Genomic DNA, 19,877 nt, shown 5'->3' on the forward strand with positions numbered 1-19,877 from the left:
GGCGTACCCCCCCCTGAAGAGATTTTAAAAGACCGCATCTCTAAAACCAAAGGAGATGAATCGAATATAAAAAGAATATGCTTTTTCAGGAGAAAGCTGAAGGCATAAAAAAAATTTTAGAATAAAGGAGAACTGATATGGCTGAAGCAAATGAACAAGATTTTTACGACAAGGTATTCCCTGTGCCCGATAGAGTAAGAGAAAAATCTTATATCAAGAGCAGGGCAGAGTATGACAAACTTTACAAAGAGTCCATTGACGATCCCAATGCTTTCTGGGCGAAAATGGCTTCCGAAAGACTGAGTTGGTTTAAACCCTTCGATAAAAAGAAGGTTTCGGACTGGTCGTTTGACGCCAAAGACCTTCATGTCAAATGGTTTGAAGGCGGCAAGATCAACGTCAGTTACAACTGCCTGGATCGTCATCTTGCAACCAAGAAAAACAAGGCCGCGATCATTTTTGAAGGCAACGATCCTAATGACTGGAAGGTATATACCTATCAGGATATGTATCGCGAAGTAAATAAGTTCGCCAATGTTCTAAAAAAACTTGGTGTCAAGAAAGGCGACCGGGTTTCCATTTATCTGCCCATGATCGCTGAACTGGCCATTGTCATGCTGGCCTGCACGCGCATCGGTGCCATTCATGCTATCGTGTTCGGTGGATTTTCGGCGGAAGCTTTAAGAGACCGCATCAATAACTGCGGCGCTGAAGTTGTTATTACCTGCGACGGCACCTACCGTGGAGCCAAGGCTGTTCCCCAGAAAGCCACCTGCGAAAAAGCAGTGGAACAGTGCCCCTCCGTGAAAACCATGGTTGTTGTGAAACGCACCGGTATGGAAATAACCATGAAGGAAGGCCGCGACATCTGGTACGAAAAACTGATGGCCGAAGCTGACCGTTATTGCGAACCAGAATGGATGGATGCAGAAGATCCTCTCTTCATTCTTTACACCTCCGGTTCCACCGGACAACCCAAGGGTGTTGTTCATACCCAGGCTGGTTATCTGCTCTATGCTTCCATAACCCAGCAGTATGCTTTTGACGTGCTTGATGAAGATACTTACTGGTGCACGGCCGATATAGGATGGGTCACCGGTCACAGCTACGTGGTCTATGGACCGCTGTGCAACGGTTTCACCAGCATCCTTTTCGAAGGTGTTCCCAACTATCCTGACTTCGGCCGTTTCTGGGCTGTAGTCGAAAAATATAGTGTCAATAACTTCTATACCGCGCCGACTGCGATCCGCTCGATTGCCAAAGAAGGCGACAAATGGGTCGATATGCATGATATTACCTCTCTGCGCGTTCTGGGTTCGGTCGGCGAACCGCTCAATCCCGAAGCCTGGTGGTGGTATTACAATAAGATCGGCGCTGGCCGCTGCACAATCGCTGATACCTGGTGGCAGACAGAAAATGGCGGACACATGATCCTACCTCTGCCCGGCGCAATCGATATCAAGCCAGCCAAAGCCATGGTTCCATTCTTCGGTGTAGTCCCTGCCATAATGGATGAGGACGGAAAAGAAATAAAAGGTCCCGGCAAAGGTGCGCTCTGTATTAAAAACGCATGGCCTGGCATCACCCGTGGTTTGTGGGATGACAAAGAAGGCCGGTTCGCCGAGAATTATTTCTCCCAGTTCCCTGGTTATTACTTCTCGGGCGACGGTGCGGAACGCGATGAAGATGGCGATTACAAAATCACCGGCCGTGTCGATGACGTTATCAATGTTTCCGGTCACAGACTGGGCACTGCGGAAGTCGAGGCGGCTCTTACTTCTCACCCGGATGTCGCTGAAGCTGCAGTTGTCGGTTTCCCGCATGAAATCAAAGGGCAGGGCATCTTTGCTTATGTCACACTGAACCATAATGTGGACAAAACTGATGAACTCAAAAAAGCCCTGGTCGCGCATGTCCGCAAGGTCGTTGGTCCGATCGCGTCACCCGACCAGATTCAATGGGCGGATGGTTTGCCAAAAACCAGATCCGGCAAGATTATGCGCCGTGTTCTGAGAAACGTAGCCGCCAAAACGTTCGGTGACTTCGGTGATACGTCAACGCTGGCTGATCCGGCCGTGGTTGATGATCTGGTCGCCAACCGAAAGAAGATTGGTTAGCATCTCTTCTATGCGGAAAACATTACGAGTGTTCTCCGCATAGAAAATTCCTTCCTAAAAATGCCGTTTCTCTTAAAAAAGGAAACGGCATTTCCTTTTTTAGATTAAGGAAAGTTTTAAGTAGTTAAGATTTGAGTAATTAAGAAGGAGAGAATTATGCACATTTTTTTATGCGTAAATCTTTATTCTTTGTTACGATAGATTCAGCGACATCGAAACCATGTTCTCATCTTTGGAATCCATTATAAAGTCACAGTGCCGGAATATCCGTATCATGGCATAATTTTCCTGAAGTGTTTCCGCGCGAATTGTTTTGTAACCTTCCTTTTTGGCAAGTTCAATGCACTGCGCGGACAAGGTATGGCCCAGAGATTTATTCTGCCAGAGATCCGAGACGATAATGGCGTATTCCGCTTCGCCCTCGCAACGTTTGTTTTTAATTAAACGCGCAATGCCGAGAAATTTATGCTTATCGCCATCCTTCATCTCCGCGACAACGGCGACTTCCTCCTCCGGATTGAGATTGCAGAAACGCTGCGCCCGCTCCGGCGTGGCGGAAAAAGGAGACAAGAATCTGAGCCACAGAGACTTTTGTGAACAATTGTTGACGAAATCAGTCCATAGCCCGATATCTTTGGGATTAATCAGGCGTAGGTGCACGGGCCTGTCATCGACAGAAAGCGAATCCTTGGTAAGGTGACGGGCGATGGAATCGGCAATGGCGCCCTGGCGTCTGACGCCGTAATGATACATCTGGCTTAAGACTTCCGCCGCCATTTCCGCCGTGGAATAAATGGGGATACCGGCCTGTTCCATCTTGACCACATCATCAATCATGAATTCCTTGCAGGCAACGCAGCAGACAACCGTTTTTTCTTTATAATCTATGTTCTTCATGACATCCACGAATGAGCTCAATATCTCGCCCTGAATAATCACGATAAAGCTGTGCACGTCGTTGCTTTCCACGCCAATTTCAATCAGATCTTTCACCTGCTGCGGTGTCATGGAAAAAGAGCAGTCGATAGGATTGCCGATACTGACATAATCGGGCATAACTTTCTGGAGCCGATTTTGAAAATACGGTTCCAGAGTAGCCAGACGCATGTTGGAGAGATACAACATATCCGTCGCGGCAACGCCCATCGAGCCGGTATAGGTGATTACCAGGACCCCATTGCCTTTCGGGACAGGCTGTTTGGAAAAAGCTCGCGTCAGCGCGAACAGATGCTCGTTGTCTTTGGCCCGGATTAAGCCGCTTTGCTTAAACGCCGCGCTGTTGATTTCGTCATTGCCGGCGAGCGATGCGGTATGGGAAGATACTGCCTTTTTACCGGCTTCCGTGCGTCCCGATTTCAAAACAATGACAGGCTTGCGCACCGCTGCACGGCTGGCCACGTCCACAAAACGTTTACCGCTACGGATGTCCTCCATATACATAACAATCACGGAAATATTGTCATCGTCACTTAAATATTCCAGAATATCCGTTTCATTGATATCCATCTTATTGCCGATAGTCGCCACAATGCCGAAATCCAGAACGTTGCTCAATCCTGTAAGAATACCGGCGGCGTAAACCCCGGCCTGCGCGACCATGCCGACATTGCCCTGGCGCAAATCGGATAGCAATCCGATAGATTGTACCATATTGTGATGGGTGTTGATGATGCCGGAACAATTAGGTCCCAGAACGCGACAACCATGTTCACGGATTATTTTTTCAATTCTTTCCTGAGCCTGTTTTCCTTCTTCGCCGGTTTCCGCAAAACCAGCGGCTTCTACCACAACGTACTTTATTCCCTTGGCGCAGCAATCGGCGATGGCCGCCTCGACCGCTTTGGCTGGAACGATAATGATGGCCATATCCACCAGTTCCTGCACGTCCAGAATCGATTTGTAGCATTTGACGCCCTTAATGGATTCTTTACGGGGATTGATCGGGTAGAGTCTGCCGGGAAAGTCATGATTAATCAGATTCCAGAAAATATTATAGCCGAGTTTTCCTTTGACGTCGGACGCTCCGATTACCGCGATGCTTTTAGGATAGAAAAAATCACGCAGGTTCTCACGGCCCGTCGGCGTGAGATTTTCTTTCGATGACGGTTCACTGACAAACATCCGGGCGTCAACGGTGATATAACCGTCCGGATACAAGAACAACGGGTTAAGATCAAGTTCGCTTATTTCATGATTTTCCACAACCAGTTGAGATATTTTTAAAAGCAGATGACTGAGCGAATCCAGATCAACAGCCTTGCCTCGATATCCCTCCAAAATAGCGGCGCCCCGGATTTCCGCGATCATTTCCGAGGCGTCCTTTTCGGTGATCGGCAGAATTCGGAAAGAAACATCGCGCAATACTTCGACAAATACGCCGCCCAATCCGAACATGATGAGCGGTCCAAAGCTCGGATCGCGCGTCACGCCGATGATGGCTTCAATACCCGGCTTAGTCATTTTCTGAATGGTTACACCTTCGATATGCTGGTATTTAAATGTCTCTATGATTTCATGGTATGCATTACGCACGTCCTCGGGAGAGGTCAGATTAAGTTTTACTCCGCCCGCGTCTGTTTTATGAACGACATCGGGTGAAACAATTTTCATAACGACGGGAAATCCTATTTTTTCGCTCATGACCAGCGCTTCGTTTTCGGATCGGGCAACCAGAAAGCCTGTGGTCGTAATGCCGATACCTTCGAGGATTTCCTTCGTTTCGTGCTCCATCAGATAACTGCGGTTATCCCGGACAGCCTGATGGATTATTTCGGCTAATCCTTCTTCCAACAGCTTTCCCTTTGCGGAAGGTGAATCGGCTTTTGTATCTTTTTTACAATTTTTTGAATTGCCTGATGCTAAAAATGTCTGGTTCATACTGCCCCCTTTTGTTGATTTATCCCCGCGTGTTACTGTACCGCGGCAGAATAATAACAAACCTGAACATGGTAATGGATTAGCACAGGCATGAAAAAGATAATATCAGCGTGAGTCTTGTTTGTTTGTCAGAAAAAAACTGGATAGTCTGACAGTTTTTGTCTGACAAACATCACCATCATTCTTAAAAGAATTAAATTAAAAGTAAGCTAGTTTATGAGTTTGTTGTGAACAGCGTAAAGCGTGAGTTCGGCATTCTTTTTCATACCCATTTTGGACATAATGCGGGTGCGGTAGGTGCTGATGGTTTTGACGCTTAAGCAAAGTTCACCGGCAACGTCGGAAACGGTTTTGCCTTCCGCCAGCATCAGCATAATCTGGTGTTCACGGTTGGAAAGCCTTTCGTGAGGCAGTTTTTCAGTATCTATTTCCATTTCATCAGCCAACTTTTCCGCCAGCGATGAAGTAACGTATTTACCGCCACACGCCACTTTGCGGATAGCGCCGATTAGTTCCTGAGGAGCGCTGGCCTTGGTGAGATATCCTGAAGCACCAGCCTTTAGTGCGCGAACTGCATACTGTTCTTCCGGATGCATGCTTAAAATCAACACAGCGAGCTTCGGACACTGGGCCTTAATATCTTCGAGCACTTCTAATCCACTGCGGCCGGGCATGGAAATATCAAGAAGTACCACATCATATTCATTTTCTGTCACCTTTTTCAGTGTTTCAGGACCGTTTTGTGCTTCGTCTTTAACGGCCATGTCCTTTTCGTCTGCAAGAATTTGTTTGACGCCCTGACGTACAACGGCGTGATCGTCCGCAACCAATATGCGTATCATGATGGTTTTTCTCCTTTATCCAATGGAATCAATACCCTTACTGTTGTCCCCGAAGGTTTGGCATTGCGCACATGGACTGTACCGCCCCATAGATGAGCGCGTTCGCGCATGCCGATCATACCGAAAGAATGCGAATCATCAACCTGCCATTGGGTGATGCCGATACCATTATCCGTAACCTCCAGACACAACTCTTTGTCTTTTTCCGTAAGGCTTACTTTGCACTGCGTGGCTTTTGAATGTCTCGCGATATTAGTGAGCATTTCCTGAAAAATACGAAATATTGATGTGGCCATTTCTTTACTGATGACAGCGGTGTCGCAACGTATATTCGCCTGACAGCGAATTCTGGAGCGTTTCTGAAAATCACCAGCCTGCCATTCAATTGCTGCCGGCAGTCCCAAATCGTCGAGCAGACTGGGACGAAGTTCCATCGTAATTTTATGCACGCTTTCAATAGTTGAGTTGACCAGAGCAGACATATTCCTTGTCTTTTCCATGATATTTTTGTTGTTGGCCGGCAGACGATTCTCCAGCCAGGATAAATCCATTTGCAGAGCAGTGAGCGACTGACCCAGCTCGTCATGGATTTTGCGGGCAACACGCGTGCTTTCTTCCTCGCGCACCGATTGAAGATGAATGGAAAGATTTCGCAAATCCTCACGCGAGCGCTCCAGTTCTTCCTGTGCTTTCTTCTGCTTGGTGATATCTTCAAAAGTAACTACAATACGTTTTTCGCGCAGCTTTTCTCCGATACGCGAAGCCTTCATCCGGCAGATAATTTCCCGTCCGTCCTTGCACATGCAGGGAAATTCTGTTTCATAGGTTCTTTGTTTTTCCAAGCTGGAATAAAAAATATCGCCTATTTCATCAGCTTCTTCTTCGTTACGATAAATCATGCGGATGCTATTGCCGATGAGTTCCTCGCGATGCCAACCAAATATTATTTTGACCGCGTTATTGGCAAAATTAATCCGGCGTTCATGCAAACCGACCACCGCCTGTGGAATAGCATCGAGAATGGATGATTCCAGAGCTTCCAGTTCTTCCAGCCGGCGGCTGGCTTCTTTCCGTTCTGTCACATCCATCGAGTTACCCAATATAGCGCGCCTTTCTTTAAATTTAATGGACATGACTGTTTCCATAATCCATTTAATCCTTCCATCTTTGGTAATAATGCGGAATTCATAGGGTGAAAAGCGCTGTTCCTTTAGCATCATAATCGCGTTTTTGGCCGTCTTACGGAGGTCTTCGGGCAGAATAAATGAAACAGGATTCATTCTGAGCATTTCTTCTTCAGTGTAGCCAGTGTAGTCCCGAAAATGTGAATTGATAAACTTAAAATGTCCGTCCTGCATGATATAGAAACCCACTTGAGAACTATGAGCCAGAATTTTGTATAGATCTTCACCGGAAGCTGCCATCGATGCGGAGGCGTCCTGTCCAGCCAATTGCGTCCGGAGACTTTTTACCATATCGATCAACTCTTTTTGGGACATTCGTGCCAGATTCATCCGCACCTCCATTTATCGTCAGGCAGATGTTTTATTTAATCATAATCGGCTGGAAAAATAAATGTCTTTGATCGATAGCTTCACAGTTTTCTCTGCCGAAACATATCAGAATATCCTGGCTAAAATCCTGGATATAATTGGTGCTCCTCGCGAGAGTTGAACACGCGGCATTAGTAAAACTCAAATATTACAAACGTGATGCAGTAATATTTTTAAATTTAATAATGCCCCCGCGGCTTGCTTTGGGATTCATATTCATGATTGACATACAAAAGACTTCTTTATATGTTTCCATCATGAAAAAGTGGTGCCCAATGAAACGAATACTATTTTCTATAGTCTGCATTTTTTTAATACCTGTTGTTTTTGCTGAGGCGGGTATTGCGGATAAAAATGCCTCATTGATTCAAGCCGCGGAAAAAGGAAACCTTCCGGAAGTTCAGGTTGCACTGAATAACGGAGCTGATATTAACGCAACGTTGATCAAAAAATATTATGGCATTTTTGTAAAAGGTGTAACGGCATTGATAGCGGCATCGGAGAACGGTCATACGGAGGTCGTCAAATTCCTTTTGGAAAAAGGTGCTGATGTAAATATAAAAAATACCGACGGCTTAACTGCCCTGATGGTGACATCGCAAAAAGGTCACATGGAGGTTATCAAACTCCTTTTGGAAAAGGGTGCTGATGTAAATATAGAAGATACCAACGGCGTAACTTCTCTCATGGTAACATCGCAAGACGGCCATACGGAGATCGTCAAACTCCTTTTGGAAAAAGGCGCTGATGTAAATGTAAAAAATACCAACGGCTTCACTGCTCTCATGGTGACATCTCAAAACGGCCATACGGAGATCGTCAAACTCCTTTTGGAGAAAGGCGCTGATGTAAATACAAAGAATCGTGACGGCGTAACTGCCCTGATGATGGCTGCGGAGAAGGGTTATACTGATGTCGTCAAACTCCTTCTGGCGAAAGGTGCTAATGTAAAAACAAAAAATACCGACGGCTTAACTGCCCTCATGGTGACATCGCAAAACGGCCATACCGAGATCGTCAAGCTCCTTTTGGGAAAGGGCGCTGATGTAAAGGCAAAGAATCGTAATGGTGTAACGGCCCTGATGCTGACGTCGCAAAAAGGCTATACCGAGATCGTCAAGCTCCTTTTGGAGAAGGACGCTGATGTAAAGGCAAAGAGTCGAGACGACGTAACTGCCCTGATGATGGCTTCGGAAAAGGGTCATACGGAGATTGTCAAACTCCTTTTGGAAAAGGGCGCTGATGTAAATGTAAAAAATACCGACGATATAACTGCTCTCATGGTAACATCGCAAAACGGACATACTGAGATCGTTAAACTCCTTTTAGTTAAAGGCGCTGATGTAAATGTAAAAAGATCCTCAGATGGTGTTACTGCCTTGATGATGGCATCGGAGAATGGTCATACGGAGATCGTCAAACTTCTTTTGAAAAAGGGTGCTAATCTAAAGGCAAAGACGACGATTGATGATATTGACTATACTGCCCTGGGCATAGCGAAAATGAAGGGCAAAAAAGATATTATAGAAATACTGGAGAAAGCCGGTGCAAAGGAATAATTGGTGCCCCTGGCGTGAGTCGAACACGCGGCCCACAGATTAGGAATCTGTCGCTCTATCCTACTGAGCTACAGGGCATCCGGCATCTTGACCCATGATCCTTGCTACGTGACCCTTCTTTCTTTCTTTTCCGGTTCAAACTGATTTTTCGCCGACCAGAATGCCGGCAGATGGCGCAATAAATACATAAGGCTTTTGCGATGTTGCCAAATGCGTTTGCGGAATTTCTTGCGCCATTCTTTGTCGGAATAAAAACGTTTTACATGTTCGTTGTATAGTTGATCGAGTCTTTCTCGGGACGCTATGTCTTTAGGAACAAATACAAAGTTCAGACAGTTCATCAGCCGCCAGTCTTCATTAAAAATTCCTTCTTCTTTTATGATGCTCCAGAGAGGCGCGCCGGGAAAAGGCGTAAATTTGGCCATGTTCATATCATCTAATCCCAGCGAAATGATAAAGTCGGATGTGCGCTTGATGGACTCTTCCGTCTCGCCCGGCAATCCCATCATAAAAAGTCCTTTGGCACGTAAATCTGCATTTTGAATCCGCAGGACGGTATCGCGAACAGCATCCAGCGATACGTCTGATTTATGCTTCTCTAGCATTTCCGGATCAGCCGATTCTATTCCCAGTGAGACCATGAGACAGCCGGCTCTTTTCAGCATTCCCAGCAAATCATCATCAGTGTAACCCACGCGCACGGCACAGTTGAAATTAATTCCCAGAGGATAGCGGCTGAGTTTTTCGCAAAGGCTTACTATTCGCTGGCGGTTGGCGGTAAACAAATCGTCGTAAATATTGATATGTCGAACGCCGAATTTTTCCCGCAAATGTTTCATGTGTTCATAAATGTAATCGGCGGAATTGTAACGGAAACCTTTTTTGAAAACGGAACGGTCGCAATAAGAACATTGATACATGCAGCCACGTGAGGTGATCATTGTTGCTCCGGGCGTGTTGATGTAACTGAATAACGGTAGGTGATAGTCACGGGGAAATCCATTAAGTTTTTCATAAGCTGGAAACGGCAGAAAATCCAAATCCTGTATCTTCGGGCGCGGATCATTGACGATGACGTCCGCTTTTTGCCACCGGATCAATCCTTTGATTTCAGCAGGGTCAAGACCGGCAGCAAGCTCGGACATTGTTATTTCACCTTCGCCGGCAACCAGAAAATCAAAATCCGGGTAATCCCGCAGAAGTTTTTCTTCTAAAGCGGAAACATGGACTCCGCCGCATACCGTCATCGTGTTGGGAGATAGTCTTTTAATTATTTCCGCCAGATCAGCGGCATCGGGGAATGATGATGTTGTTGCCGAGAATCCGACAATATGAGGTTGATAAGATAAAATCGTTTGCGCCTGTTTTTGTAAATCTGTCAAAGCGCCGGGGCCCAGGCAATCGTAAACGAAAACATCATGTTTTTTTTGCGTCAGATAGGCGGCAATGGAAAGCAGGCCCTGCGGTACCATGCGGTTGGCGATATCGGTAATATCGCGCTTGCCGGGGAACCAGTTGAATCCCCGCGGATGAACAAGGACGATTCGTTTTTTTTGTTGAGAGGAAGCCATTTAAATATTTTCTTCCTGCGTTTGTCCCCCGCTGGCGGGGGATTAAGGGGGTGGAAGCCGTTGGGTACTACTAGGGGAAAAATTCCCCAAATATCCACCTCCGTCACTGCGTGACACCTCCGCCAGCGGAGGACACGGAATGACAGACAATTATATTTATTTTGTTGATCCCACAACAAAAACCTGTTTGCCCGAAGCGTGGCGGTTATAATGCACGAAAAGGGTGGATGGTTTTTCCCTAAGCGCCCGGGCTATGCCAAAAGCAGCTGCCGTTGAGTGAATTCCGCAGCAAGGCAGATAATCTTCAATCGCCCATCCGTCACTTTTCCAGAGGTCTGTTTCTGTTTTGTTAATGCGGAAACCGGGCAATAGAATTCGATTTTTTTTACGTCCGTTGCCGTCTGAAAGAGATGCCGTGGAAATAATCTCTTCGCAATGTTTTAAAATATCGTTGTTTTTGGAACAATTTTCCGACGCAATAATTTTATTTCCGAATTCCACTGCCAGAATATTGCCGATATTTATTTCTGAGTCCTTGCCCAGCAAAAGCCAGGAGCTGCCTTCCCCCATGGGCATTTTACGGGAATTGCCGCAATTCAGGTTTACACGTTCGCGGTATTCTTCAACAGTAGGAGTAAAGATATCGCACCCGCCGACCAAGGCCAATTCTATTTCCCCGCTTTCCAAATAGCTTTGTGCCAGCCAGAGAGCCGATTCAAAGGATAATTCTTCCTGAGAAATGGTGAGCACCGTTCCCGTAACTTCGCAAATTTTTGCCAGAACAAATGCGGCGGCGTTGCTGACCGAATTGGCGAACTGATTGGGGCTGGGGAATCCTCCGCCGTGCTTGAACACTTCCGTAATAAACGGCAGAATCTCGTCGACGTTTCCCAATCCCGTCGCCAGAAAGATTCCGGTTTTCCGGCCTTTCAGATAATCGAGCGAAACTTGCTGCAGGCAGGCCAGTCCCCCGCAGGCCACCATTTTGATGAAACGTCCGGCGCGGCGCATCGGCTGCCCCATGACTTCGTTCACCAGACCATCGGCATTAAGGGGTAGTTCGCTTTCTTCCCAAAGCGCATCGCGATTGGGCATCAGCGGCGGGCCGATATAACTCGCCGCGATCACCGGCATGGCCGCTGTAGATTTATTTTGTCTGATATTTTCCATATTCATAATTTTTTTGTCATTCCCGCGCAGGCGGGAATCCAGTTTGTAATTAAATAGAATTATTTCCTTTTCGCCTTTTATCTTTTTTTCGGAATAAATTATTAAACCAGCTAAAGTCGATGGAAGCATAGTAATCATTTCCATCATTCTTCTTAATTACATTTCCAAAGAAAAACTTTAACGGCCAGTTATTGCCTCGCCAAGCATACATTCCAAATAACGCGGCAAGCGCAAGTACTAATATGGAATCAGTCCAATTACCTACTATTATTGAATTTAATATGTATCCCCAAGTAAGGAAGACCGCCAAAATCCCGGACAGTATTCGCCACTGTTTATTCATAGATCATCCTTTTCGTTTCTGGATTCCCGTCTGCGCGGGAATGACAGGCGAGTGTTATTCCCGTCCATACACAATGACATCGTTTTAAGATTGCCACGTCCCGACAAGTCGGGACTCGCAATGACATTTCCTATTTCATTCCTTGATAATCAAATAACTCGAGCATGTTCCGCCGAAGCCGAAAAATGTAAACAGATAAGCTCCGTCATGCGCTGCGATGTTTGTCTGAGAAGGCGCGAAACCAATTTCCGGATCAATTTCGGTAAAGCCGAAACTGCGCGGGATAAATCCTTCTTCACAGCAGGAAAGCCATGTGGCTGTTTCCACCGCGCCTGCCGCGCCCAGCGTGTGGCCTATAGCTCCTTTGAGGGAAACCACCGGAGGAAGTCTTTCTCCAAAAAGTTTGACCAGACCTCTTCCCTCGGAAAGATCATTGTCTCTTGTGCCTGTGCCGTGGGCCTTAATGGCCACGACATCGTCGGCGGATATGCACGCAGATGTTAATGTTTGTTGAACTACCTCGCTAACAGTTACTCCATCAATTCCCGCGGAAGTCATACTTTTGATGTCGTTGTACTGATAGCCGCCGGCAAATTTATATTTTGAGGGAGATGATTTATCCGCATCCAGAATAACAACGGCGGCGGCTTCACCGATTTGCATGCCGGCACGGGTCGCGCAAAAAGGCCGGCATTGGTCGTAATCAAACAGGAGCAGGCTGGCAAATCCATGCAGGGTCATGTTCAGTAGCGGTTCAAAGCCGACAACTATCGCGCGGCGGATTTTTTTTCGCTGGATAAGATCGGCAGCAACAACCAGAGCATGCGAGCTCGAAACACAGGCCATACTGAAGGTCAGCGCCATGCCAGTGATGCCATATTTATTGACGATTAAATCGGCCACCTCGCCAGGGCCGCGGTTGCGGCACGATATAGCCGGTGATTCCTTATCCGGATTTTTACGGACAGCTTCGGTAAATTCATATTCGTTGCGGATAAAAAGACCGCCTGTCGTGCCCACCAGCACACTGGATTCGGCAATTTCCTCCGCGGAAAGATTCGCCCGCGTAAAAGCTTCCGTAAGCGCGCTCTCCAGCATGGCCATGGATTTATCGAAAGGATTGCCGGAATAGGAAACTTCGAAAGCCTTATATTCGCGGTTGATTAAATGAGAGGAGACGCCTGCCGCTGCCGGAGGTGCTTTTCCCGCGATTAAATTACATGCTGAATCAGGAGCGCTCCACCCCAGTGAAGTTACAGCACCCCAGCCACGCACATAAATATCCCCATTGGTCATCTTTTAACCTTCGGTGCGTCGATGATAAAATCGGCCAGCGAGTCAAACGATTGCATCGCTTTGGCCGCCGTCGAGGCGTTTTTCAGTTCCACGCCGAACTCAAATCTTATTTCCATGGCGATTTCCATGGCGTCGAGACTATCCAGTTGTAGCGGTCCGGGACCGCCGATAAAAGGAACATCGGTAGGTACATCCTCCGGCTTCACGTCCGTAATTTCGCAGGCCCTGATAATCAATTCCTTGAGCTTGAAAATTAATTCTTCCCTTGATGATACATTTAATTCTTTCAACTTCTGATTTACATCCATTTGACTCTCCTTCCCGCTATAAAGAAACAAGCCAGCGCGAAAAACAGCAAGACGACCAGTTTAGGCAATATCGTGCTGAATTCCGCGTTGCGTAAAAAAACATCCAGATAAGACTGATGTGCCCAGTATATCGGCGATATCATCGCCAGCTTTCGCATCGTATTTGACATGACAAAGTGCGGTATCATAATGCCGCCCAGCACCCCCATCAGAATTGCACCCGTTGCCGCCAGAGTTGAAGTCTGCTCCAGCGTTTTGGCCAGCGTCGCGATCAATACACCGAAGCTGGTTGTCGCGGCCGCCACGACCAGTGTAATAGGGATTAAATGCCAGACATGGGTTCCCATTTGAAAAGGGGTACCGATAACGTAGGGTGCTATAAAAGCACCGACAAACAGCATTAACACAAATTGAATAATGTTGATGATGTAATAAGGGATAATTTTCCCCAGGGCAATGACGCTGGGGCTGACGGAATATGTAAAAAGACGCTGCAGGGTACCGTCATTTTTTTCTTTCAGAAAAAAGATGGACATGGGAATGGCAATAAAAAACATCGCGAATATCGCGTAAGCCGGTACCGTCAGCTGAAGAGGGCTGGGGACATCCATTTCTTTCTTTGTTTTCTCAGTGATCATACCGGCCACCAGGGCATCAATGTTGTCTATGCCCATGACGACTTCCACGGTCAGGCTGGTCATCAGCGAACGGACGGCGACTTTGTAGCCTGTATCGAATACGGGATCAAAATAAAGTTCCACAGGTCGTGTTCCTTCCTCGAAACCTTTGGGAATGATCACCAGCACCTGCGTTTTACCATACTCAAAAATACGATCTTTATCAAAACCTGGCGGCAGTTCAACTCGTTTAATCATCTTATTCGACTGTATTTTTTGCTCCAGCAGGTTCGCTTTGGGTGATTTGCATTCGTTTTCAATAACCGTAGTAATTTTTTTTTCATATATTTTGTCCGCGTAGAGGCCCTTAAACGCCAGAGTCATGAAAAAAATCAGGGCCAGCGGCATGAAAAAAAGAAGCAGGATCGTCTGCTTGTCGCGAAGCATGATCAACGTTTCTTTCTTGACGATTTCTTTCAGTTGCTGTTTAATCAAGTTATATTCACCTGCATTAAAAAATTTTACTTCATTTTTGCAAATTTACAAATGGATTATTCACAGCATAACGCGGCGGCAAGGAGGAGGCCCCGCCGTCGTATTGTAATACGTTGAAGAAGTCGACCCCGGCCTGCGCCGGGGCAGGCTCGCCAACAAAGTTATGCAAAGAAGAATCCTTTTGTGCTTTAATCATCACGCAGCCCCCGCCCTGTCTTTTCCAGGAAGAATTTTTCCAGATTGTCTATTGAGGACATCGACCCGTCGAAAATGATCTTGCCCCTGTCCAGCAATGTTATATTGGAGCACAGGCGGGCGGCTTCTTCCATTATATGCGTGGATAACAAAATAGTCATGCCCGATGAATTAAGTTTCATCAGCGTTTCGTAAATATGGTTACGGCTCTGCGGATCGACGCCAACAGTTGGCTCATCGAGCAGTAACAGTTTCGGCGAATGCAGCAGCGCCACGGCCAGATTCAGGCGTCTTTGCATTCCTCCGGAATAAGTTGAAACCAGTTTGTCGGCATGATCGGTAAGTCCTGTCTGGGCAAGCACATAATCCGATCTTTCGGCGACCTGTTTATCGGAGAGATTGGCCATAACACCGAAGAAATGCAGATTCTCCAGGGCCGTCAGAGACATGTAAAGCGCAATGGCCTGAGGCGCGCAGCCGATGGACATCAAAGCGGTGTTATCGGGCATTTTATTTCCCAGAACAAAAACTTCTCCCGAGTAGCCTCTTAAAACGCCGGTGATGATTTTCATCAGCGTGGTTTTACCTGCTCCATTGGGGCCCAAAAGCGCGTGAATCTTTCCCTGTTCCACCGACATGGAAAAATTATGCAGGGCGTACTCGATTCCTCCGGCTGCCGATTTATCAGTCGGTGAATTATAAGAAAAAGATATTCCGGAAATTTCCAGAGCCTTCATGCTTTGAGTTTCCTGACAACTTTCTGCAAATTGTTGAAAAATGCTTCTTCGCGGTTCGCGCAGGTCAGCATCAATTCCCCCGCTTTGGCAAACGTCGCTTCCTCTTTGCCTCTTTTCTTGATGATGCGTGCGGATACCACGGAAAATTCACGCCAGTTGTTGCCAATGGCATCCATCTCTTCTGCCAGACCGGCAAGCTCGGCCGAACCGAACAGCCCGGCGGCTTCATGCATAAAGGCGGCATACATGTAACGGAATCCGGCGCCACCCGTGCCGGTCTCTTCCACCCATCGGACTAAACCGGCAAGATTACGACAGGCTTCCTGAAAACCAAGTTTATCGGGACTTTTAACGACTCTTTTTGCTAAAAAACGAATACCCCGAACGCCAAAAATCGGTATGGGGATTTTCAACATTGCGTTGCAGGAATCCTTCATTCCCTTGATGCAGGCTGTGCGCAAATCAGGATGGGGATTTACGGATTTGGTGTAATACATATGACCACGGGGGTTCAAAGGACCAGGCACGAAACGTGCCTGCTGCAGGCCATCCGCCGTACAATCGACCACAGCAAATGTCGGGTCGCTGATACGAAAACCGCATTCGATCTCACGCAAAACAATGATGTTGTGTCCGCTAAAATTATGGCGGTGACGTTCGGATACATAGGGAAGCCAGTAGAGATTAGTAGCCAAACCGACAATCTTTCCGGTTTTAAGCACCTGTCTTAGTTCGTCCATGCCTTTTTGCGGATCGCGATAAGTCTTGATCACAAAATTCGCACCCAGCCTTTTGGCCGCCTTGCGAAAGACCGATCCGGGTTTAGACCGAAAAGCAGTGATCGGCAAATGTGAAAGTTTCAAAAACGGCAGATAGCCGAAAAAAATACCGCTGCCGATACCGAAAACCATCGGCTCGGAAATATCCACGCCCTGATGACGAAACAGGGCGGATGTAACACCTGTCTCACAATGCGCGGCCTGCTGATGGACAAATGGTTTACCATCGGTTGCGAGTTCTGTCGTCATAAAAAATAGCATCCTTCCTCAATTTTAGATATTCGGCACGGTTTTTAATTCTTCCAGTGTAATCCTTAGGGCCTTTGTGTAACGATTTAAAACGGATGGTTTAAGTTTGGCAAATATCTCGGGGCGCAAATGCCTGTTGACCCGGAATACCGCTATACCCGCTGCCTTGGCCAGCATCTTCGGGGTCAACTGACGCATTTCTATATAATAACAAAGAGGGCTTTTCTGACCGGCAATCACTGCTTTTCTGATTTCCTCGAGATTGGCGCGATTACCGGAAATAAGCAGGGCTACAGATACTTTTTCCGCCCAGGGAGCGTTTGTCTCAAGAACATATTGCCCTTTATCGTTTTGCTTGTAATACGCTTTCGGCAACCCATCATTAAAAAGTTCATCTTCTAATTCCATGGCCGGTTCCTTTTGATTGTATTGAAGTTTTTCTTCTTATACTAATATCAGCAAGGTGAAAAGTAATTTTTCACCTAAAAGAATCTGATAACTTACATTGATTGTAACAAAAAACAGAAAAAAATTGATGAAGAAAATGTTATGTTACTTCAGGCTTTTAGCTTTCCCACTACATCCCGCAGGTTTTTGAAAAGTTCTCCTTCTCTGCCCGCGCAGATCAGCATCAAACCGCCTGCTTTATCGAATGTTTCTTCTTTTTTTGATTTTCGCTGTTTGATAATGCGCGAGGATACCACGGCAAATTCACGCCAGGTATCGCCGATGGCCGTCATATCATTGGATAATTCATTAAGTTCTTTCGAGCCGAAAAGTTCGGCGGCTTCCTGCAGAAATGCCGCGTACATATAGCGGAATCCGGCACCGCCGGTACCCATTTCTTCCTGAAAGCGCAAAACGTGAGCGAGTTGCCGACAGGCTTCGACATAACCCAGTTTTTCCGGCCATTTAATAATTTTCCGGGCAACAAGACGTATCCCTTTTACACCGAAAAGAGGTATGGGGATTTTAAGCATCTGATTGCAGGTATCCAGCATACCGTCAATGCAGGCCTTTTTGATGTCGGGGTTGGGATTGACGTACATGGGGTAATACATCAAACCGCGGGCTTCCATGGGACCGCGCGCGAAACGCGCCCTTTCCATATCGTATGCTGAACAATCCGTCGTGTATTCCATCAAGGCCGGGTCGCTTATCCGGAAACCGTTTTCATTTTCATACAGGACGATGAAGTTGTGTCCGCTGAAATTAAAGCGATAGCGTCTCGGAAAAAAGGAAAGCCAGTAGACATTGGTTGTCACCGCGGCAATCTGTCCGGTCCGGATAACGCGGCGCAATTCATCCATGCCTTTTTGCGGGCTGCGAAAGCGTTTTCTGTAGACCTTTGCGCCCAGCCTTTTGGCCGTTTTTTTGAAAACAAGTCCCGGCATTGACCTGAAAGTGGTGATGGGCAGCCCTGTCCATTTGATGAACGGCAGATGGCCGAAAAAAAGACCGCTGCCGATACCGAAAATCATTGGTTCGGACAGGTGAAGGCCCTTATCGAAAAACAAGGCGGATGTCACTCCCGTTTCACAATGTGCGGCCGTGCAATGGGTATAAGTTTTGCCGTTGGCTAAAGTTTCTGTTGTCACGGGTGTCGTCATGAATAATGATTACCTTTCTTATGGATTTCGGGGTACGGTGCTCAGCTCTTCCCTTGTGATGGCTAGGGCTTTCGCGTAACAGTCCAATACATCGGGCTTCAGTTTGGCAAATATTTCCGGACGTAAATGCCGTTTGACCCGGAATGCGGCAATGCCGGCTGTTTTCCCCAAAAATTTTGGTATCATCTGCCGCAGTTCCATATAATAAGCAAGGGGGCTCTGCCGACCGGCTAGCACCGCTTTTCTGGTTTCTTCAACTTTGGCTCTATATTCATCATAGGCCATTCTGTTTACCATTTCATCTACCACCCAGCCCTTACTGGGCACCATGACATATTTCCCCTTGTCATCGAGGGCGTAATTTCCTTTTTTTAGCCACCCCTCTGTAAAATCGGGTACGTCATCCTGAGGAACTTCATTCACTTTCATGGATAACTCCTGTCAAGTTTGATGATTATTTACAGGTTATTTCTTATACTAAATTTAGTAATGCGAAAAGAGAAAAGTGACTTTCCTTTACGATTCTTTTTTGTTTATTTTTTTGCCTAAAAAAGGTTCGAAATGATGCCACTCGAAAGGATGCTTGCGGGCAAACTCTGCCAAATCATCAGCATAAGCCTGCGCCGATTCCTGCACCACTTTTTTCCTGTCCGCGCGGGAAGCAGCAATAGCCTTGCGTCCCGGCGATACCTTGATATGGTATTTTCCGATGGCCTCCTGATAAACAAAAAAAGTCATTAGCGGCGCGCCGGTCATCAGCGCGAACAAATGCGGCGTGTCCGGAAGGTTGACTTCATGCCCCAAGAAATTCACCAAGACATTACTCTGTTCTCCCCACAGACGATCGCCCGTCATGGACACAATGCCGCCCTCGCGTAAAAAATTGATTCCTTCGATCAAGGCGAAAGGTGATTTTTCATCTTCGGAGGTTACCACCACTCTAATGCCGCTTTTCGCCAGAATCTGTTTTTGAATATGTTCAATCTGCTCTTTGTGTTTAGCTCCCAGATACAGCATGATCGGCAGGCCTTTTTTGTTCAGCGTTTGCGCTGCCAGCTCCCAGTTGCCGATGTGCGACATTATTAAGATAGCGCCCGTCTTTTTTTGTACCGCCTCCTCCAGATATTCCCATCCTTCCTTGACATATTCAATATCTTCTTCATCAAGGCGGATGAACCTGTGGATATAGACATCGGTAAATTTATGATACTGACGCCACGCGCACCCCAGATGATAGAAAAAGTTTCTGTCGGAAAAAAGAGCTCCGTAAAATTTCAGGCTATCCGCCACGCGCACCGGGAAAAGGAAAAAGTAACCGGTAGCGATAAACCAGGAAAAGATGCGGAAAAACCACAACCCCAGCCACCGGGTTAGATAAAGCAATATTTTATAAGGCAGCTTTTTCATAAATCCATTATTCCCCCTCTTTTCTAAAGAGGGGTGAGGGGAGATTTTTGTCATGTCGAACCGCAGGGAGACATCTTTTATTATTTAAAAAGATTTCTCTTCACCCCGACAAATCGGGGTTCATCGAAATGACAAACTGTTTCAAATCCCTC

16 protein-coding genes and 1 tRNA gene are annotated in these 19,877 nt (G+C 46.7%); 2 read left to right on the forward strand and 15 right to left on the reverse strand.

Annotated elements, in window-relative coordinates; translation table 11 throughout:
- Nucleotides 1-137: 137 nt before the first annotated feature.
- On the forward strand, nucleotides 138-2,117 hold the full coding sequence (acs, locus tag CVU62_11450; protein PKN37211.1) for an acetate--CoA ligase: 1,980 nt from the start codon (nucleotides 138-140) through the stop codon (nucleotides 2,115-2,117).
- A gap of 192 nt (nucleotides 2,118-2,309) precedes the next feature.
- Here acs and CVU62_11455 read toward each other — a convergent pair whose 3' ends face one another.
- The 3 genes from CVU62_11455 to CVU62_11465 all read right to left on the reverse strand — a co-directional run bounded on the left by CVU62_11455 (nucleotide 2,310) and on the right by CVU62_11465 (nucleotide 7,362).
- Nucleotides 2,310-4,994: an acyl-CoA synthetase gene (locus CVU62_11455; protein PKN37212.1), complete on the reverse strand. Its 2,685-nt coding sequence runs from the start codon at nucleotides 4,992-4,994 to the stop codon at nucleotides 2,310-2,312.
- Between the two features lie 209 nt (nucleotides 4,995-5,203).
- The gene (locus tag CVU62_11460) at nucleotides 5,204-5,836 is read right to left on the reverse strand and encodes a DNA-binding response regulator (protein ID PKN37213.1); all 633 of its coding nucleotides are present in this window, start codon (nucleotides 5,834-5,836) and stop codon (nucleotides 5,204-5,206) included.
- Nucleotides 5,833-7,362 (reverse strand): hypothetical protein, encoded by a 1,530-nt coding sequence (locus CVU62_11465; protein PKN37214.1) that lies wholly within the window; start codon nucleotides 7,360-7,362, stop codon nucleotides 5,833-5,835. The genes CVU62_11460 and CVU62_11465 overlap by 4 nt, the downstream gene beginning before the upstream one ends.
- Nucleotides 7,363-7,490: 128 nt before the next feature.
- Here CVU62_11465 and CVU62_11470 point away from each other — a divergent pair, with 128 nt between their 5' ends.
- Nucleotides 7,491-8,948 (forward strand): hypothetical protein, encoded by a 1,458-nt coding sequence (locus CVU62_11470; GenBank protein ID PKN37215.1) that lies wholly within the window; start codon nucleotides 7,491-7,493, stop codon nucleotides 8,946-8,948.
- 1 nt (nucleotide 8,949) lies between these two features.
- Here CVU62_11470 and CVU62_11475 read toward each other — a convergent pair.
- The 12 genes from CVU62_11475 to CVU62_11530 all read right to left on the reverse strand — a co-directional run bounded on the left by CVU62_11475 (nucleotide 8,950) and on the right by CVU62_11530 (nucleotide 19,779).
- Nucleotides 8,950-9,025 (reverse strand) — tRNA-Arg (locus tag CVU62_11475).
- A 27-nt stretch (nucleotides 9,026-9,052) separates the two neighbouring features.
- Nucleotides 9,053-10,519 (reverse strand): B12-binding domain-containing radical SAM protein, encoded by a 1,467-nt coding sequence (locus tag CVU62_11480; GenBank protein ID PKN37216.1) that lies wholly within the window; start codon nucleotides 10,517-10,519, stop codon nucleotides 9,053-9,055.
- A 156-nt stretch (nucleotides 10,520-10,675) separates the two neighbouring features.
- Nucleotides 10,676-11,833: a hypothetical protein gene (locus CVU62_11485; GenBank protein PKN37217.1), complete on the reverse strand. Its 1,158-nt coding sequence runs from the start codon at nucleotides 11,831-11,833 to the stop codon at nucleotides 10,676-10,678.
- A gap of 334 nt (nucleotides 11,834-12,167) precedes the next feature.
- Nucleotides 12,168-13,328: a hypothetical protein gene (locus tag CVU62_11490; protein ID PKN37218.1), complete on the reverse strand. Its 1,161-nt coding sequence runs from the start codon at nucleotides 13,326-13,328 to the stop codon at nucleotides 12,168-12,170.
- On the reverse strand, nucleotides 13,325-13,636 hold the full coding sequence (locus tag CVU62_11495) for an acyl carrier protein (protein PKN37219.1): 312 nt from the start codon (nucleotides 13,634-13,636) through the stop codon (nucleotides 13,325-13,327). The genes CVU62_11490 and CVU62_11495 overlap by 4 nt, the downstream gene beginning before the upstream one ends.
- Nucleotides 13,627-14,748 carry a hypothetical protein gene (locus CVU62_11500; GenBank protein ID PKN37220.1) on the reverse strand — a complete coding sequence of 374 codons (1,122 nt, stop codon included), beginning with the start codon at nucleotides 14,746-14,748 and terminating at the stop codon, nucleotides 13,627-13,629. Before CVU62_11500 ends, CVU62_11495 begins: the two co-directional genes overlap by 10 nt.
- A gap of 188 nt (nucleotides 14,749-14,936) precedes the next feature.
- Entirely contained in the window at nucleotides 14,937-15,680 is a 744-nt protein-coding gene (locus CVU62_11505; GenBank protein ID PKN37221.1) for an ABC transporter, read from the reverse strand.
- Entirely contained in the window at nucleotides 15,677-16,720 is a 1,044-nt protein-coding gene (locus CVU62_11510) for a peptidase (GenBank protein PKN37222.1), read from the reverse strand. The genes CVU62_11505 and CVU62_11510 overlap by 4 nt, the downstream gene beginning before the upstream one ends.
- A 12-nt stretch (nucleotides 16,721-16,732) precedes the next feature.
- The gene (locus CVU62_11515; GenBank protein PKN37223.1) at nucleotides 16,733-17,116 is read right to left on the reverse strand and encodes a hypothetical protein; all 384 of its coding nucleotides are present in this window, start codon (nucleotides 17,114-17,116) and stop codon (nucleotides 16,733-16,735) included.
- 149 nt (nucleotides 17,117-17,265) lie between these two features.
- Nucleotides 17,266-18,318 (reverse strand): peptidase, encoded by a 1,053-nt coding sequence (locus CVU62_11520; protein PKN37224.1) that lies wholly within the window; start codon nucleotides 18,316-18,318, stop codon nucleotides 17,266-17,268.
- An 18-nt stretch (nucleotides 18,319-18,336) separates the two neighbouring features.
- Nucleotides 18,337-18,747 carry a hypothetical protein gene (locus CVU62_11525; protein ID PKN37225.1) on the reverse strand — a complete coding sequence of 137 codons (411 nt, stop codon included), beginning with the start codon at nucleotides 18,745-18,747 and terminating at the stop codon, nucleotides 18,337-18,339.
- Nucleotides 18,748-18,834: 87 nt separating this feature from the next.
- Nucleotides 18,835-19,779 carry a lauroyl acyltransferase gene (locus CVU62_11530; protein PKN37226.1) on the reverse strand — a complete coding sequence of 315 codons (945 nt, stop codon included), beginning with the start codon at nucleotides 19,777-19,779 and terminating at the stop codon, nucleotides 18,835-18,837.
- Nucleotides 19,780-19,877: the final 98 nt, after the last annotated feature.

The organism is Deltaproteobacteria bacterium HGW-Deltaproteobacteria-2 (assembly GCA_002840505.1).
Classification (GTDB): domain Bacteria; phylum Desulfobacterota; class Syntrophia; order Syntrophales; family Smithellaceae; genus Smithella.